The organism is Flavobacterium olei, from assembly GCF_039749035.1.
In the GTDB taxonomy this organism is placed as follows: domain Bacteria; phylum Bacteroidota; class Bacteroidia; order Flavobacteriales; family Flavobacteriaceae; genus Flavobacterium; species Flavobacterium olei.
Genome location: NZ_JBDKWC010000005.1, coordinates 1 through 17,294, shown reverse-complemented (window position 1 = coordinate 17,294; position 17,294 = coordinate 1). Strand labels below are relative to the sequence as shown.

11 protein-coding genes are annotated in these 17,294 nt (G+C 32.1%); 6 read left to right on the top strand and 5 right to left on the bottom strand.

The genetic code is table 11. From position 1 onward, the window contains the following. Window positions 1-394: 394 nt before the first annotated feature. Entirely contained in the window at window positions 395-1,711 is a 1,317-nt protein-coding gene (locus tag ABEB31_RS14005; RefSeq protein WP_347052257.1) for a PcfJ domain-containing protein, read from the bottom strand. Then, window positions 1,708-2,211 (bottom strand): PcfK-like family protein, encoded by a 504-nt coding sequence (locus tag ABEB31_RS14000; protein WP_347052256.1) that lies wholly within the window; start codon window positions 2,209-2,211, stop codon window positions 1,708-1,710. The genes ABEB31_RS14005 and ABEB31_RS14000 overlap by 4 nt, the downstream gene beginning before the upstream one ends. Before the next feature lie 568 nt (window positions 2,212-2,779). On the opposite strand from ABEB31_RS14000, the gene ABEB31_RS13995 reads away from it, so the two are divergent. Genes ABEB31_RS13995 through ABEB31_RS13975 form a run of 5 tightly spaced genes read left to right on the top strand, consistent with a single transcriptional unit; the run spans window position 2,780 to window position 12,349 of the window. Beyond that, entirely contained in the window at window positions 2,780-5,128 is a 2,349-nt protein-coding gene (locus tag ABEB31_RS13995) for a type I restriction-modification system subunit M (RefSeq protein WP_347052255.1), read from the top strand. Next, entirely contained in the window at window positions 5,128-6,339 is a 1,212-nt protein-coding gene (locus ABEB31_RS13990) for a restriction endonuclease subunit S (protein ID WP_347052254.1), read from the top strand. Before ABEB31_RS13995 ends, ABEB31_RS13990 begins: the two co-directional genes overlap by 1 nt. Window positions 6,340-6,362: 23 nt before the next feature. Beyond that, a complete protein-coding gene (locus ABEB31_RS13985; protein WP_347052253.1) occupies window positions 6,363-8,492 on the top strand; it encodes an AAA family ATPase in 2,130 nt (709 codons plus the stop codon). Window positions 8,493-8,494: 2 nt separating this feature from the next. Continuing rightward, window positions 8,495-9,310 carry a DUF3226 domain-containing protein gene (locus ABEB31_RS13980; RefSeq protein ID WP_347052252.1) on the top strand — a complete coding sequence of 272 codons (816 nt, stop codon included), beginning with the start codon at window positions 8,495-8,497 and terminating at the stop codon, window positions 9,308-9,310. Window positions 9,311-9,319: 9 nt separating this feature from the next. Further along, window positions 9,320-12,349: a type I restriction endonuclease subunit R gene (locus ABEB31_RS13975; protein WP_347052251.1), complete on the top strand. Its 3,030-nt coding sequence runs from the start codon at window positions 9,320-9,322 to the stop codon at window positions 12,347-12,349. A 1,062-nt stretch (window positions 12,350-13,411) separates the two neighbouring features. On the opposite strand, the gene ABEB31_RS13970 is transcribed toward ABEB31_RS13975, so the two are convergent. Continuing rightward, window positions 13,412-14,119 carry a protein phosphatase 2C domain-containing protein gene (locus ABEB31_RS13970; RefSeq protein WP_347052250.1) on the bottom strand — a complete coding sequence of 236 codons (708 nt, stop codon included), beginning with the start codon at window positions 14,117-14,119 and terminating at the stop codon, window positions 13,412-13,414. 491 nt (window positions 14,120-14,610) lie between these two features. On the opposite strand from ABEB31_RS13970, the gene ABEB31_RS13965 reads away from it, so the two are divergent. After that, window positions 14,611-15,057, top strand: a complete 447-nt coding sequence (locus ABEB31_RS13965) for a hypothetical protein (protein ID WP_347052249.1) — start codon at window positions 14,611-14,613, stop codon at window positions 15,055-15,057. A gap of 619 nt (window positions 15,058-15,676) precedes the next feature. Here ABEB31_RS13965 and ABEB31_RS13960 read toward each other — a convergent pair. Both ABEB31_RS13960 and ABEB31_RS13955 read right to left on the bottom strand, forming a co-directional pair. Next, window positions 15,677-16,375 carry a hypothetical protein gene (locus ABEB31_RS13960; RefSeq protein ID WP_347052248.1) on the bottom strand — a complete coding sequence of 233 codons (699 nt, stop codon included), beginning with the start codon at window positions 16,373-16,375 and terminating at the stop codon, window positions 15,677-15,679. 496 nt (window positions 16,376-16,871) lie between these two features. Continuing rightward, window positions 16,872-17,003, bottom strand: coding sequence for a hypothetical protein (locus ABEB31_RS13955; RefSeq protein WP_347052247.1), 132 nt, complete (start codon window positions 17,001-17,003; stop codon window positions 16,872-16,874). Between the last annotated feature and the right edge of the window lie 291 nt (window positions 17,004-17,294).

The following is a 17,294-nucleotide window of genomic DNA, read 5'->3' as shown; positions in this document are numbered from 1 at the left end:
TTAAACTGCCGATTACTACTGAATGATTTAACTGTTTCCTTTAACCCGCCCTATCCAAAAATTGTTTTCAAAAGAAAAAACGGAAAAAAAGAAAGCAGAGAACAAGTACAGGTTAAAGGATGCGGAGTGCTATAAGTCCCGAAGGGCGGACGCAAGCATGGAGTCCGTTATGCGCATGCAGCATACGGCCTGTGCTATCTTGGCTGCCCTTTTTAGCCGTTTCGAATGAAAACAGCGTCTTACTTCTTACTTCTGAAGTACCACCAGTCATCATAAAATAAAGCTGAAGCGCTGCTGATCTTACCATAAGGTGCATCCCTGAAAACTGAGAAACTCTGGTATACTCCCTGCCTTACGGTGTCTGCTCGCCGGGATGCCATAAAAAAGCCGGAAACTAATTTCCGGCTTCAGCTTTCATTTTACTTTTCATACGCTTTTTAATCTGATACAGGTTCTCATTGAGAAGCTTTAGAATCTTCTTGTGATGCACAGAGTAATTGTTTTTATTTCCCCTGCACTGTAATACTTCCATTGACGGAAGCGCCACTTCTATGGTTTCCACAGGAATATCATCGTATTTAGCAGATAGGATAAGCGAGTTTTTCTTTTTATAGTATTCATTGGTAAAGACACAGTGACGAAGCGTGTCTCCCTCGTCGAGAAAATCTTGAACACTTTCCATCACGCTTATCCTTAAATTCTCTTTTTCAAACTCCAATCCGAAAAAAGACTTTTTGTGTTGTTCATAAACAACCTGTGCCTGTTCTATTTGTGCACGCAGTTCCTGGATGTGCAGACGCCTCTGAATTTTTCGTTTCCTGTCCACGAGCCTGTCGTGCTCCTGCTCCAAATTTTCGGGGCACACGTTTTCGGCATTATTCAAATCTTTTTTAAACCATCTCAGCAGGCTGATATAATCTTCCCACATGGTAAAATCTTTGACTTTATAATTGGTTTTGACGCAGGTCTTCACTGCCTGCCAGTTCTGCACGATGTACTGAGAATGCGAGGTCAGATAATGACAAAGAAATTCAGTATGACCTGCCTTGAGCAGTGTCTCTGCATGTGAATCTTTCAGTACAGACGTAAAAAGCACCTGCGGAGCGATGCCGTAAAAGCTGCCTTTAAATCCGTTTCTCTTTAAAACAGAAAGTGCTTTTGAGGTCGGATAGACCTTATAAGGATTGATGCGGTATTTTGGGCTGCCCTCAAAACTTTTGGGACGGATTTCAAGGGCGGTGTAATATTTCCATGCATCATACGTATTGGAAAAGACGTTCGTGCTCAGCGATAAGGTGCGCACCTCCCCTTCGGAACTAATCCAATGCTGCATTACTTCCTTATGATAGTAATCAGGCAGGCAGTTCTTTTTCATGTTTTTGTGCGAACAGATGATGCGCACTACCTGAAATTCCATGCAGACATTCAGTACTGCCCAGTATTCTATTTCTTTGAAATGCACCTGATTGTACTGCTGCATTCTGAGTTTCCCTCGGCATGCGGTGCAGTTCATATACTTTTGGCACGATGCTTTCTGCGCATCAGGTTTCCAACAGTGCGCACATTCCAAACAGTGGAATTTTCCTCTTGACAGCACGCCCCATTTCAGGAAAATATTCTTTTCCGCCCAACGTTTCATTCTCTCGTTAACAGGTGCAAGTGTTTCACTTAAACCTGTAAGCTCCTTTTCGATAGTGGTTTTCGGTGTCATAGGTCAAAAAGCGTTAAAGTTTTTGAATCTGCTTTTCGACCTGTGACTACTGTCTTTATATCTGACTTTACAGCGCTTGGCTCCGTTTTCACAACATCATCATCGTGAGTTATTGCAATTTCCCCCGTTTCCGCTGTATCATTTTCAGGAACCGTACTTTCGAAAACGTTACCCTGCCCTAAAGTAACAGCAGGCTGAGCAACATCCGCAGGACAGCTGAACAAATCATTTTCAGCAGGCTTATTAACTTCCACCCTGCACTTAACAGACGCAGGCACTCCAATGGAATCATCTTCATAATACCTGACTGCCATGTCAAATATTTCCTGATTGTCAAAACCGCAGTATCCTGTCTTTTTAACCTCGCCAAAAATGTAATTAAAACAGCTCTCCAGGTTTTTGGAAGCTTTACTGTAATGCTGTGCAAAGGCAGTATCGCCCTGCGCCCTGTCATTTAAATAGTCTTCAATGGCAGTATTAAATTTGTCAGAACCTTTCATAACTCATCGCTTTAAGATTAAACATCTGCTTGTGCTTCTTAAAATCCGCCCCTTAAAAAAATTGTTTTCAAAAGAAAAAACGAAAAAAAAGAAAGCACAGATCAAGCGGCAGGTAAAGGATGCGGAGTGCTATAAGTCCCGAAGGGCAGACGTAATAAAATGAAGTCTGTTATGCGCATGCAGCATACTGCTGGCGCTATCTTGGCTGCCCTTTTTAGCCGTTTTGAATGAAAACAGGATAAATTAATCTATAAGAAATATGATTAGTTGTATATAATATAAAATCTACAAAAAGTTAAATGATGCGGTTTTAGAAAATTAAATCAACGATGAAATTTGAAATACACTTTTTTAAAGATCATTTTTAATGAACCTTTTCAATGCTAAGTAATAGGCTTACTATGGATTATGGTATGCGGAACCATTGTATCCACAGACCCTAACTATATAAAAGTAAAAGTTATTTTTATAACCTAAGTTAATCTATACAAACAAGCTTAGGTTAACAGCTTCGAAATTTATAGTTTTACAGCTCATAATAATAAACTATAAGAATAACATATATTTAATGAATCAATCTGTACATAATAAATTAGTTAACTTCATTTGGTCAATAGCAGACGACTGCTTGCGAGATGTATACGTTCGAGGTAAATACCGTGATGTAATTTTACCAATGGTTGTTCTACGTCGATTAGATGCCTTACTAGAGCCAACGAAAGATTCAGTTATGGAAGAATTATTCTTTCAACGAGACGAAGCAGGTTTTACAGAATGGGATGAAAATGGATTACGTGCTGCTTCAGGATTTGTTTTTTATAATACAAGCGAATGGACTTTACAACGTTTACATGATACCGCTACAAATAGCCAACAGTTATTGAAGGCAAATTTTGAGGATTATTTAAATGGTTTTAGCAATAATGTTAAAGAAATCATTGAAAAATTCAAACTAAAAAGCCAAGTAAGGCATATGGCAAGCAAAGATGTATTGCTTGACGTGTTAGAAAAATTTACTTCACCTGATATTAATTTAACTCCTTTTGAGAAAAATGACAGCAATGGACGTAAACTTCCAGCATTATCAAACTTAGGAATGGGGTATGTCTTTGAGGAATTAATTAGGAAGTTTAACGAAGAAAATAATGAAGAAGCCGGAGAACATTTTACACCTCGTGAAGTAATTGATCTAATGACGCATATTATTTTTGATCCTATCAAGAATAATTTGCCTCCTGTTATGACTATTTATGATCCCGCCTGCGGAAGTGGTGGTATGCTAACAGAATCACAAAATTTTATCAAAGATGAAGATGGAGAAATTCGAGCAACAGGTGATGTTTATTTGTACGGCAAAGAAATTAATGATGAAACTTATGCAATTTGTAAATCTGACATGATGATTAAAGGAAATAATCCTGAGAACATTCGTGTGGGTTCCACCTTATCTACTGATGAATTTGCGGGTACTACTTTCGATTTTATGCTATCCAACCCACCCTATGGTAAATCATGGGCAAGTGAACAAAAATATATTAAAGATGGAAAAGATGTTATAGATCTCCGATTTCAATTAAAATTGAAAAATTATTGGGGAGTACAAGAAGATGCAGATGCTATTCCACGTTCTTCAGATGGACAATTGCTGTTTTTAATGGAAATGGTAAGTAAAATGAAACCACTTACACATAGCAAAACAGGAACACGAATTGCTTCTGTGCATAATGGCAGCAGTTTATTCACAGGTGATGCTGGCGGAGGTGAAAGTAATATTCGCCGTCATATTATTGAAAACGATTGGCTTGAAGCAATCGTACAATTACCCAACAACTTATTTTATAATACGGGAATTTCAACTTATATCTGGATTCTAAGTAATAACAAAACTGATAATCGAAAAGGTAAAGTACAACTTATTGATGCGGCGCAATTGTATCGTAAGCTTCGCAAGAATTTAGGAAATAAAAACTGTGAGTTATCACCAGAACATATCACAGAAATCGTAAAAACGTATACTGATTTAGAAACTATAGAACGTAGCGCTGATAATAGTATAGCTTCAAAAGTATTTGATAATAGTGATTTTGGTTACTACAAAATAACTATCGAAAGACCCAAACGTTTAAAAGCTCAGTTCACTAAAGAAAAAATTAAAGAATTGAGATACGATAAATCTCTAAAAGTTGCTATGTCATATGCGTATGAAACTTATGGTGAAGAAGTTTATACAAATATAACAAAACATAAAAAAGAGATTCTACACTGGGCAGAAAAACATGAACTTAATTTAAATAGCAAACAAGAAGCCGCCTTAACAAATAAGACTCTATGGGAAAAGCAAAAGTTTTTACTGGAGAATGGTTTGAAATTACTTCAAAAAATTGGAACAAACGAATTTAATGATTTTAATAAGTTTCGTGCTCTAGTTGATGATGTAATTAAAACAGAAAAACTAAAACTTTCCGCTTCAGAAAAAAATACAATACTAAATATAATAAGTTGGTACGATGCGGATGCCCAAAAAGTAGTAAAAGGAATTATAAAACTTAGCGGGAACAAACTCGAAAAACTTTTAGAGCACTTAAATTGTAACGAAAGTGAACTACCAAATTACGGTTATTATACAACTGATAAAAAAGGAGAATACATCATTTATGAGACCGAAAGTGATTTACGTGATACGGAAAATATACCATTGAAAGAAAATATATATGCATATTTTTTACGTGAAGTAAAACCGCATATCGAAGATGCTTGGATAAACTTAGATGCTACAAAAATTGGCTATGAAATAAGCTTTAATAAATATTTCTATCAACATAAATCATTACGTAATATCGCAGAAGTAACAGCTGATATTTTAGCTTTAGAGAAAGAAAGTGATGGATTAATAAATGAAATTTTAAATTTAGCATAATGGAAGTAGTTACTGTTTTACATCCCTATACTAAATATAAAAAATCAAGAGAATCTTGGTTAGGAGACATTCCCGAGCATTGGGAAGAAAAGAAATTTAAACATGTCTTTTCAGAAAAGAAGAAAACAACTAATGTGGCATTAAATTGCGGCTCAATCAGCTTTGGAAAAGTCGTTTTCAAGGATGATGAAAAAATTCCTGAATCAACAAAAAGATCTTATCAGGTTTTATCAAAAGGGGATTTTTTGATAAATCCTTTAAACTTAAATTATGACCTTATCAGTTTAAGAATTGCACTTTCAGATAAAGATGTTGTAGTGAGTTCAGGATATATTGTTTTAAATGCGAATTTGAAATTAAATAAAGAATATTACAAGTGGCTGCTACATATTTTTGATGTGCAATATATGAAAACATTAGGGTCAGGAGTTCGACAAACATTAAGTTTTACACATATTGCAAATTGCGAACTTGTTTATCCTCCTCTTAATGAACAAGTCGCAATCGCAAATTTTCTTAACAATAAAACTGCAAAAATAGAACAAGCCATTGCCATCAAGCAAAAACAAATTGAATTACTCAAAGAACGTAGGCAAATTCTCATTCAAAATGCAGTGACTGGAGGATTAAATATAAATGTTGAGTTGAAAGATACTGGTATAGAATGGATCGGAAAAATTCCTAAGCATTGGGAATTGAAAAAGCTGAAATATGTTTTAAATATAAATAACGGTTCGGATTATAAACATATACAAACAAATGAGGGTTATCCTGTCATTGGATCAGGAGGTCAGTTCGCTTTTGCTACTGAATACATGTATGATGGTGAGGTAGTTTTGTTAGGGAGGAAAGGAACAATAGACAAGCCATTATATTTTAATGGAAAATTTTGGGCTGTTGACACAATGTTTTATGCAAATTCTAAAAATGGAAATATTGTAAAGTTTCTATATTTTGTGGCTACCACAATACCATTTAAATTTTATAGTACCGCAACTGCATTACCAAGTATGACTCAAAGTGATTTGAATAATCATAAAATTGCTATCCCGCCAATTGAAGAACAACAAAAGATAGTCTCTAATATAGAAAACTTTACACTAAAATTTGATGCAGCTATTTCGTTCAAAGAGCAAGAAATTGAAAAATTGAAGGAATATAGAATGAGCTTGATAGCTGATGCTGTTAGTGGAAAGGTAAGAGTTTTTTAAGTAAATTTGAAAAAAAGTACATTATGGAGGATAAATTCATCATAAAGCATATAGACAGATTAATGCTTGATGCAAATAATTACCGATTTATTGATAATAAAGAATATCGTGAAGTACATGAAAATGACATTAGTGAAAGAAGGATTCAAGATAGAACTTATAATTTATTAGTAGGCAAAAACGAAGAAAACATATCTGATTTACTTACAAGTTTTAAAGCAAATGGGGTGTTAAAACTCGATCCTATTCAAGTCAAAGAATTACCAAATAACAATTATTTAGTAATAGAAGGGAATAGAAGAGCCGCAACTTTAAAATTTCTTTTTGAACAATTTAAAAAAGGAAATGATGTAGGTAAATTATCTGAAAGTGATTTCAAAAGTGTTGAGCTTGTTCTGATATCTGGTGAAAGTCCTGTACAACATTTAATTACTATGGGTTTACATCATATAAGCGGAAAAAAAAGATGGAATCCAGTCAATCAAGCACAACTGATTCAAGATTTAAGATACAAACACGGATTGTCGGAATTAGAAATTTGTAATTCACTGGCAATAAATAAGCATAATTTGAGGCGAAGTTTGCGTATTTTATCATTAATTGAGAGATATAAGCAGAGTGACTATGGGGACCAGTTTCAAACGACAATGTTTTCAATTTTTGAAGAAATTATCAAAAATGTTAAAATGAAAGATTGGTTGCAATGGAACGATCATGATATGGCTCCTGAACAGATGATGAATGAAGAAAAGTTGTTTTCGTGGATTTCTAGAGAGGAGACAACGGAAACAAACGAGGATGGTGACGAACAAGAAATTATAAAAGAACCTATAATCACCAAAAGTCATGAAATAAGAGAATTGTCAAAGTTTATTAATGAGCCAAAAGCAGTTGAACAAATGGAAGAATCAAGGAGTATTACTGCAGGTTTTGCGCTGAGTGATGCTGTAGGAGAATCGCGTTTGCGGAATGCAATGGAAAATATAAATAAAGAAGTACAAACAGCATTTCAATTCAGCGAATTTATGTCAGAAGAAGAATATGCTAAAGTTGTAAAATTAAGAGATAAATTAGATAAATTAATACCAAGCAATTCTGCAAATATTGAGTTAATTGAAAGAAATGCAGCAATATATTTCACTGAGGTACGAAATCACTTTTCAATAATAAATATTGCCAAATATAGAAAATTACACAATATTGAGATAAAGAATTTAAACCGTGTAAATATTTTTGCGGGTGGAAACAATTTAGGTAAAACCTCTATACTAGAATTATTTTACTTATTCACGAGATTAAATAATTTTCAATCAATTATTGATTTAGAAAGATTTAGGGGGCGTTTTTATCAGCAGTTTCCAACAAAATGGTTTAATAAAATTTTTGTTGAAGATATTCAAATAGAAGCTGAATTTAACAACACCCAATGTTCGCTAGCTATAAACAAATATGAAACAACTGAAAACATTGAAAAAAGTCATTATCTAAATAGTATTGTAACTGATGCAAATGTAAATGGTGATAATTTTTCGAGTACTATTCATTTATTTGATAATAAAGATCCCGAATTCTATTTTGAAAAAAGTCAGTTTTTATGTCAAGCGACTTTTAGTAGTCCTTACCGATATGATGGTTCATTATTAAAAAAAGCGCATGCAAAGGCCATACAAGAAAAATATTTTGATGAGATAATGTTGTTTATCCGTGAAAAAATGGATAAAAATATCGATAAAATCGAAATGGTTAGTATAGAGAACGAAAGTCGTTTCATGGTTAGTACAAATGAAATTCCGTACGCTATTGATATAACAAAATATGGAGAGGGTTTACAAAGAATTTTTGAAATTGCCTTATTAATGGGATACAGCAAAAATGGCATTATATGTATTGACGAGTTAGATAGTGCAATTCATAAAAACCTTTTAATTGACTTTACGCAATTTATACAGGAATTGGCGGTAAAATTTAATGTTCAAGTATTTCTCTCGACACATAGCAAAGAATGCATTGATGCTTTTGTTGAAAATGATTTCCCAGACGATGAACTTACAGCCTTTGCATTAAGTGAAATTGATGGCAAAGTGGTCTGTAAATATTTGGAAGGAAATAAATTGAAACAATTAGTTGAAACTATTAACATTGATATTAGATAAGTATGGCAGTACAAATTATAGCAATTCTTTGTGAAGGTCCACACGATGTAGAATTTATTGCAAGAATTTTAAAACATAACGGATATTCTAGTAATGATAAACTAAAGATAAAAGATTTTCCGACTCCGATTAATGACTTATTAAGGACAGAAGCGTCAAAAACTAATGTAGAGGATTTAAACTTACAAGAGGTGAGACAAGTCCTTTTACCTAGTAGTTCTTTAAAAATTAATTCTAATTTTTATCTTTTATATACAATGGGTGGAGACAGCAAGAAAGATATACGTAAACAATTACTAAATGATTTCTATTCCTTAATACCTAATGAAAATGAAATTAGTTCTTTACCAGAAGGTACAAGCCTAGGAGTCTTGTATTTTTTAGATGCGGATGATAAAGGAGTGGTAACAAGGATTTCAGAATTAAACGATGAAATATTTGAAGTTTTAAACATAAAACCTTTTACAAATCATAAAGAGGTCTTTAATCATTTGGGATTAAAATTAGGCTCTTTTATATTTACAGGAATTGATAATGAGAAAGGTAAACTTGAAGATGTTTTAATGCCTTTGATGATAGAAGGTAATGAGCAAATATTTGACAATGCAAATAATTACTTGGTAGGTCATTATGATGATAAAAGAAAAGCCCAAAAATATGATAAAGAAAAATCAACAATTGGTGTTGTTGGGCAATTGCAAATTTCTGGTTCATCAAATACTGTTTGCATAAAAAAATCTGACTATATTACAGAAGCTAAAATAAAAGCCAGCGATAAATGCGTTGAGATATTTGATTATATTAATTCATTTAATTAAACAAAATATATGCCATCGCAAACCAACGAACAAGCACTAGAATCTGCAATAGAAAAAAAATTAACAGGTTCTTGTTTAGAAGATTTGAAACAGGACGGAGATATTCAGGAACAAAGAGAATCCTATGTTAGAGGCAATGGCTATTATATTGGATATGCTTCAGATTTCAACACAAAATATGCTATTGATGAAGTTCGATTTTGGCATTTTTTAGAAAACACACAAGCAGAGGAACTTTCTAAATTACAAAAGCAAAACGGTTGGAAACTCAAGATTTTGGAACGTTTTGATCGTTTGGTAAAAAAGTATGGCATTTTGCGTTTGCTTCGTAAGGGTTTAGAGGTTGATGATGCTCATTTTACTTTGTTATATGTTTTACCATTGGCTAGTAGTAGTGCTGCAGCAAAAGCTAATTTCGGAAATAATGAATTTAGCGTTTCTCGCCAGATTCGATATTCTTTACTCAATCAGCGCGAAGAAATAGATATGGTGCTGTTTATCAACGGTTTGCCTATCGCAACAATGGAACTTAAAAACCATTGGACAGGGCAAAATGCCAAAGTTCATGGGCAAAACCAATACAAAACTAAAAGAGATATTACGCAACCCTTATTAAACTTTGGTCGTTGTATAGTACATTTTGCTGTTGATACAGATGAGGTTTATATGACGACAAAATTGGATGGCGCAAAAACATTTTTTCTACCCTTTAATTTAGGTCATAATTACGGGAAAGGAAATCCGCCAAATCAATTTGGTCATAAAACATCTTACTTATGGGATGAAGTTTTAACGCGTGAAAGTTTGTCCAATATCATTCAGCACTTTGTTCGTTTTGATGGTAAAGAAAATGACCCACTTAATAAAAAGAATTTATTTTTTCCTCGTTACCATCAAATGAATGTGGTACGAAAACTTATTGCTGATGCTAGTAAAAATGGTGTTGGTCAAACATATTTAATTCAACACTCAGCGGGTTCTGGAAAATCAAATTCAATTACTTGGGCAGCTTATCAACTAATAGAAACATATCCTGAAAGTGAAACAACTGCAGGAAGTAGAGGAATAACAAATCCACTTTTTGATTCCGTGATTGTAGTTACAGATAGAAGATTGCTAGATAAACAATTGCGCGAAAATATCAAGGAATTCTCTGAAGTAAAAAACATTGTAGCTCCTGCTTACTCCTCCAAAGAATTAAAAGAAAATTTAGAAAGTGGAAAGCGAATTATCATAACCACTATTCAAAAATTTCCATTTATTGTTGACGGAATTGCAGATTTAAGGGATAAACGTTTTGCCGTAATTATTGATGAAGCTCACAGTAGTCAAAGTGGTTCCGCAGCCGACAATATGAATCGTGCTATGGGAAGTAACAATGAAGACGAAAGCGAAGATCCTCAAGATAAGATAATCGAAATCATGCGTTCACGTAAGATGAGTAAGAACGCTTCTTATTTAGCCTTTACAGCAACTCCTAAATCAAATACTCTGGAAAAGTTTGGAGAACAACAAGAAGATGGAAAATTCAACCCATTTCATTTGTATTCAATGAAACAAGCGATAGAAGAAGGATTTATTTTAGATGTTTTAGCCAATTACACTACGTACAAAAGTTACTATGAAATTGAAAAATCAATAGAGGATAATCCATTGTTTGATACTAATAAAGCTCAAAAAAAATTAAGAGCATTTGTTGAGCAGCACAAACATACAATTGCCATAAAAGCAGACATTGTTGTTGATCACTTTATCAATAAAATTGTAAATACAAAAAAGCTTAAAGGAAAGGCTAAAGCAATGGTCGCAACGCAAAGTATTGAATCAGCGATAAAGTATTTCTTCGCTATTCAAAAAATACTTAAAGAAAAAGGAGAACCGTTTAAAGTGGTTATTGCTTTTTCTGGTAAGAAAATAATTGATGGCATTGAATATACAGAAGATAGTATTAATGGTTTTGCGGAAAAAGATACAAGAGATAAGTTTGATAGTGATGAATACAAAATATTGGTTGTCGCTAACAAATATTTAACTGGATTTGACCAACCAAAATTAACCGCAATGTACGTTGATAAAAAGCTACAGGGTGTTTTGGCAGTTCAGGCATTATCACGTTTGAATCGTTCAGCTAATAAATTAGGAAAGAAAACAGAGGATTTATTTGTTCTTGATTTTTTCAATTCTTCAGAAGATATGAAAGATGCTTTTGATCCATTCTATACAGCAACATCGCTAAATAAAGCTACAGATGTAAATGTATTGCACGAAATTAAAGCCGTCTTAGATAATGTTGGAGTTTATGAATGGAGCGAAGTAGAAGATTTTGTAGATAAATATTTTAAAAAGGTAGATGCGCAATTGTTAAGTCCAATAATTGATTTAGCCGCTGATCGATTCAATTCACAATTGGAATTAGAAGACAGTGAAAAAGCTGATTTTAAAATTAAAGCAAAACAGTTTGTCAAGATATATGGTCAGATGGCTTCTATTTTGCCTTATGAAGTTCTGAATTGGGAAAAGCTATTTTGGTTTTTAAAATTTTTGATACCCAAATTGATTATTGTCGATACGAGTATAGATGTTTTAGACGAACTTCTAAATTCAGTTGATTTATCAACTTATGGTCTAGAGCGTGTTAAATTGAATACAACAATAAGTTTGGATGATTCTGAAACTGAACTTGATCCACAAAATCCGAATCCAAGAGGTGCGCACGGCAGCGGCAAGGAAGAAAATCCACTGGATCTAATTATCAATAGTTTTAATGAAAAATGGTTTCAAGGGTGGGAAGCAACACCTGAAGAGCAAAGAGTCAAATTTGTAAGTTTAGCAAAAAACATTCAGGCACATCCAGATTTCGTCGAAAAATATTCTGAAAACGCAGATAATCAAAATAGAGAAATCGCTTTCAAAAAAATATTCGATGATGTGATGGCACAGCAACGTAAGATGGAGCTAGATTTATACAAGAAGGTGACACAAGATGATGCTTTTAGAATAGCGATGCAAGATACATTGAAGAGAATTTTAAGTGTTTAAAAAGCATGCATGGCTAATAACTATGATTTAGCTGAAGAGTTTCAGTTTCTTGCTTTTAGCTACAAATATTCTATAATCAGCTTATTAAAAGACAAGTAAGGTAATCTTAGCCCAACGACATTATGCACAGCTCCTGATTTAAACTGCATTAGACTACAGGATATTTATAATGATGTTCATCTTGAAGGTTTAGGTTCTATCAAATGGGGAAAAACGGCCATTTAAGTGTGGCAAATTTACACAATAATTGATAATAGGATTTGAATTGACATAGTTATTTCATAAAAAAGCCTGATAATTTAAATATCAGGCTTTTTTTTGTAGACTGACGGGATTGTAACCAAATGATTTATATTATTTTATTTAGATATTACTTTAAGATGCTAATGCAAAAATCACATCATAATCTGCAATATCTGGTTAGATAATTGAATGCTTCCCGCTATTAAAGTGAGCTATTGAAAGTAATTGTTGGTAGAGGGAACACGACTCGAACCAACACGCTAAAAATCTCATTTAAATATTTTCTCCATTAATAAAATTACACTTCCCTACCAATCTACCTTTCACCGGCCAAAACAAACACTTAAAAACAATCTTTAAAAAAAAAGAATTTTACTAACTAAAAACTGTGTAAAAAAAATTGTTTAAACCGAGGTACACTTTTTTCTTTGCCTGCTCTTAAATAACATATAAACTCCAGTATTTACTGGTGGTCACATTCTTTCAAAGCGGAACCTCTTCATCCGCAACAACAATCATGACACATCATTCATGCAAGATTAAAACCTCAGCAAAATCAAGGCTTGCCGGCATTAGGTTCGAAATGATATGTAAAAAATTTACTTAATTACTGATAATACATTATCCGATTACTGTACCCGCTAGTAAACTAAGTTTTAGATAGTATTTTTATTAGCCCTAAAGGGACAATTCTCGAACCATTTTCAAGATGATTTGAAAAATTTAACTCCAATTTGATTTAACAGTTTACTTTTTCTCGCCGATCCCAATTTAGGATAATATATCCATTACTTTTTTATTATACGAATGATAGAGAAATCATCGGTAGGAACTAAGCCAAATGTATGTTCTTATTTTTTTTAGTTTTAAAGTAAGCATTTCATTTTGATCTTGATTGGTAGTATCCATTGTTAAAAAATCTATAGTATCAATATCTTCATTTGATTTGGCAGATTTTACTTTCTCAAAGGTAAATATGCCGTCTGTTGCAATAGAAATGTCACTTATTTTGTTGAATTTTATTTTTTGTTCTAGAGAATCATATAATTTTTCAAAATTTTCTGACAGATGAAACCCCAAATAGTCTGGCTTATTGTCGTGGTCAAACTCATGTTTATTCCCATTAACAATTGCAAATCCATCCCCGATTGCAAGAATAAGTCCTTGCTCAGTTTTTTTATTAATCAGCATTATTAGCATTGTTGTCAATAATTCTTTCGTATCCAGCATTAATGCATTTTTTATATTTTTTAACTCAATTAGTATTTTTTTTAAAATAGACTTTAAACTTTCGTCAATATCTTCTAAACTATTAGGATCAATAAAGTCTTTATAACCTTTTTCTATGCATATTTTTTTTAATATCTTTCCAATTAAAGTAGATGCAAAATGACTCTCCATTGCTGTTGTACAACCATCCATGACAGCACATAAAATCATATCTCTTCCATATTCATTTATGTATAAATGATCTTCACAATTATTTTGATGGTAATCTCCGATTCTTATTGAGGAATAAATATTCATTTCTTTTCTGGTTTTTTGTGCGGAAATTAGTAATCTGTTTTGATTGAAATATATGTTTATATTAAGAGGGATTTTTAGTGCGAATATAATTCATTTCCACCAAGAGTGGCATGAGCGTAAATAATTGATTTATCTAATTTTTAGATATGATACTTTAGTAAAATGGTTCGAATCCTATAAGGTTAACTTGACAGGATTTATGAATCATATTGTTTTGTAAGGTAAAACTTTTTCTTTTTTTTTAAAATCATCATAAAAAAAACCTATCTCTTTATAATATAATCTTTTAAATGTAGCGGGAAGCATTCAAATATCTAACCGATTTGTTGATGATTTTAATAAAATTTTATCTGCATAAATTGTATTGGAAACATTCCTTATATTCGCTTGTAATGTTAAACTATGATATAAAAGTAATGTCATTTTATTACTTATAGTAAGTTGTTAAAACCATATCTTTTAATACTTTAATAAAAATTTAAATTTTTAAAATGAGCGAAATAATATTAGGAAGTGATTATTATCAAATTTTAGATAATCTTTTGAGAGAAATAGATTTGTCTAAGCTTCCATTATACGGAGAAAATGAAATTTATAGAATGAACGCAGGAAGATATGGTAAAGTCAGAATAAAATTAGATATTGAAAGGGATAGTGAAAAAATAGAGTATATTCAAGACTTACATAGTAAATGTAATACTCCTGTTAATAGTTATACATATGAATGGAAAGTTAAAGAAGAAAAACTTCCGAAATATTTTGAGGAATATATTAAACCAGTGATATTAAGATTTATCGAAGTCTTATCGACAATTAGCAAAAACAACAATGTAGTTTTAAAATTTTCAGTTGTCGATGGAAACTGGAAAACATCAGAAAGAACCGCACATCATGTTGCAACAAAAAATGCCTTGATAGAATTGTTTAAACAAATATAGAATATTATAGCCTTGCTTGTTCGAGCGTTTCGCTCATGGAAACAACGAAATATAAAACAAAAAAGCTTCAGATTTCTCTGAAGCTTTTTACTTGTATCGGGAACAGGACTCGAACCAGACTCTACAAATCTTTTTAAAGTAATTTCCTTTTTAAAAAATTACACTCCCCTACCAACATCTATCTCACCGGCCAAAATCAAACTAAAGAAATCTAAAACATTTAAACAATCTGCTACAATCAAACACAATCTTAAATAAAGTAAAAAACTAACTAACTAACTAACTAACTAACTAACTTTTAATAATCTCTGCTTTATCTAAAAAAACATTACAGCCATTTCCCCTTTATCGGTCAAATTAAAATAAACTTGTTCCAACATACCACCAACACAATTTGTAAGGCCAGTTTGATTTGACTCTTTTTTTTCGATTAAGGCAGTATAAAACTAAAAACAGCCAGAAGGCTGTCTTTAATTTTATGCACTATTAATATGAATTATTGATAACCTATAATGTTTGATGCACTACTTAACCACCAAGAAATCGGATAAATTACCATTTTTATTTATGAGACTCGTTAACGTCAAATTTATAAATACTTAATTTAACTACTCCTATCTTACATTGATTCATAAATTATTTTTGAATCATTTATTAAGGTTTTATTTTCTAATTTAGAGAGCAATTCTTCTTTCGAAAAAATAGGAATTGTTTTGACGGGGTCATGAGTTAACAAGTACACAATGCCCATTTTATCAAGAGCTATAACATCCCCATTTCCAATATTGTCAATATAATAAAAGGTTCCTTCCGGAAGATCTATATTATAAGTACTGTTTAAATATTCAGACAAAATCTTTTTTTCATTTTTATCAAAGTTCAGTAATAGTTTTTCTAAATCTTTATTTTCAAAATGTTTTTCATTTATTTCCGAAATATCAAATTTAGCAAAATCAAAATTGGAGAATTCAATACTTTCGACATTAAAACCACCTAAATAACCTGATAGAATATTTAAATTAATTGAGATGAAATCACCTTTTACTATATTCCATATTTTAATATTTTGCAAGATAAAAAAATGAGGTAATCTTTTATTTATATAGTTAGGATCTAATTTTGCATTGAGCAAAAAAGTATAACTATCCTTAAATCCGAGCTCATTTTCTTTATAAGCAATTAAAAAATCATCATTTATTTGTGGTAACAAATATTGATATTTATGAGGTAATATATCTACCAAGCTTTTAAAAAAATTTAGTTCAATTTTTGTTATGGGATATTCTTTTTTCTTTTTCTTTTTAAAAAAATTAAACATATTATTTAGTTATTAAGTTTTCTAATTCCTTGACCCATTTCGGTGCAAAACGTGCTCTATAAAGGTCAACCCTTGCATGCTCTAAGCTCTTTAATTCCTGCAAATTCCATTTATTATTTTTCAACCAATAAGGAGCCCAGTTTCGGATGCCATCAGCTATCTTGCAGATTTTGGAATGAATGTCTCAATCTATAATGCGCAGCTCTGCACACTGCCTGAACATCTTTGGAGGTATTCCCGTAAATCAATATCCGACTGGAAGAATATATATTTTGACGAATGTATTAAGTGTTCAGTTCTTGATCAATGCGGCGGCATGTTTGCGTCCGGCGTTAAGAAACATAGTGAATTATTAAAGCCTTTGTACAATAAAGCTCTGAATTTCCAAGCAATTTAATCATCAAGGATCACATACTAAAAAACAAAAACCTATCCATAGTGATAGGTCTTTAATTCTAAGGTTTTTAAAACTCACCTTTTAAAAATCATCCCAAAATTACTTTTTACCTGAACCTTTGGATGGCTTTAATGATGGATTATTTCCAGGCGTGCTTTTATTATCACGCTGGCGCTGGTCTGGTTTGCCTGTAGAATCAGCAATTCTTTTTGGTCCTGGTTTAAGTGCCATAATTTTAAAAAATTAATTGGTTATGCAAATTCAAATATAAGCAATTTAATATAAGAAAACACATACAAACTTTAAAAAAATAAAGAAAAAAAGCTTCCATCAAAGCAAGCCACCTTCCAACCAACCTCCCCCTCACCGGCCAAAATCAAACTAAAAAATTCTAAAACATTTAAACAATGTGCTACAATCAAACACAATCTTAAATAAAGTAAAAAACTAACTAACTAACTAACTAACTAACTAACTAACTAACTAACTAACTAACTAACTAACTAACTAACTAACTAACTA